The sequence below is a fragment of the Streptomyces sp. NPDC054840 genome (assembly GCF_053611065.1).
On record NZ_JBSGZP010001088.1, the window covers coordinates 1 to 1,477 of the forward strand.

Here is a 1,477-nt window from a genome sequence, read left to right on the forward strand (position 1 = left end):
GGGATACGTCTGGGCCGCCTGGGCCGCGGTCGACATCAGGCGCGCCCCGCTGCCGCCGTAGTGGCCGAGGCGGTGGACCGAGACCTTGTACGCCGTCGGCGACTGGATCTTGAACTGCACGGTTTCGCCGGCCTGGACGCTCGTCTGGGCCGGGAAACCCTTGATGTCGCCGTACGCGCTGGGTGCGAACCAGTCCTCCATCGGTGTGCCGGGCTTGGAGTTCTCGCACACGATCGCGTTCGTGGCGGGACCGCAGGGATCGACCGCACCGGCCACCGCCGCCGGCGGCAGGACCGTGGCCGTCAAGGCCGCGATCACGGTGAAGAGACCGTAACGGAGCAACCTTGTCCGTCTGTTCATCTGGACCTCATTGTTTGCGTGAGCGGGGTCAGCGCAGGGCGTTGCGGAGCGTTTCCACGACCCGCTGCTGCTGGGCAGCGGTGATCTGCGGGAAGAGGGGGAGCGAGAGCATCCGGTCCGCCGCCTGTTCGGCGTGCGGGAAGTCGCCGCGGCTGTGGCCGAGATGACCGAAGGCCGGGGTCAGGTGGACGGGCGCCGGGTAGTGCACACCCGCGCCGATGCCCTCCGCGTTGAGCTTGCCGACGACGGCGTCGCGGTCCGCTCCGGCCACCCGGACGACGTACAGGTGCCACACGTGGACATTGCCGTCGGCCGTGACCGGCAGGGTGACCCGCCCGCCGGCGGCGAGGCCGGCCAGCAGCTCGTCGTATCGGGCGGCGGCGGCCCGGCGGGCCGCGTTCCCCTCGGCCAGCCGGGCCAGCTTCGCCCGCAGCACCACGGCCTGCAGACCGTCCAGCCTGCTGTTGAACCCGGCCACGTCGTGGTGGTACTTGGCGATGCCGCCGTGGTTCGCCAGGGCCCTGACCAGGTCGGCGCTCGCCTCGTCGTCGGTCACCACGGCGCCCGCGTCGCCGTACGCGCCCAGGTTCTTGCCCGGGTAGAAGCTGGTCGCGGCGATGCCGCCGCTGCCGGGGGAGCGGCCGCCCCGCGTCGCGCCCTGGCTCTGCGCGGCGTCCTCGACGATCCTCACGTGCGACGGCACCCCCGCCGCCAGCGCCGCGGTGTCCGCGCACTGCCCGTAGAGGTGGACGGGGACGATCGCGCGGGTGGCCCTGCCGACGGCCTCCAGAGCGGCCCGCGGATCGATCAGCAGGGTGTCGGGCAGGCAGTCGACCAGCACCGGCCGGGCACCGATCCGGGCGACGGCGCCCGCGGTGGCGATGAAGGTGTTCGCGGGCAGCACCACCTCGTCGCCGACGCCCACCCCGCTCGCCCGCAGGGCGAGTTCGAGGGCGTCGGTGCCGTTGGCGACACCCACGCAGTGCCGGACCCCCGCGAAGTCGGCGTACTCACGCTCGAACGCGCGGACCTCCGCGCCGCCGATGAAAGCGGTGTCGGCGAGCACACGGTCGAAGCCTGCCCGTAACTCCTCGGCGACCTCGGCGTGCGCCGCCTT

The 1,477-nt window shown here is 73.0% G+C and carries 1 protein-coding gene and 1 pseudogene; both read right to left on the reverse strand.

Features of this window, described 5'->3' with window-relative positions; genetic code table 11:
* Positions 1–360 (reverse strand): annotated as a pseudogene (locus ACWGIU_RS37760) (DUF4082 domain-containing protein); the annotation flags it as partial.
* 28 nt (positions 361–388) lie between these two features.
* A partial coding sequence (locus tag ACWGIU_RS37765; protein WP_453712587.1) for a DegT/DnrJ/EryC1/StrS family aminotransferase occupies positions 389–1,477 on the reverse strand: 1,089 nt, incomplete at its 5' end.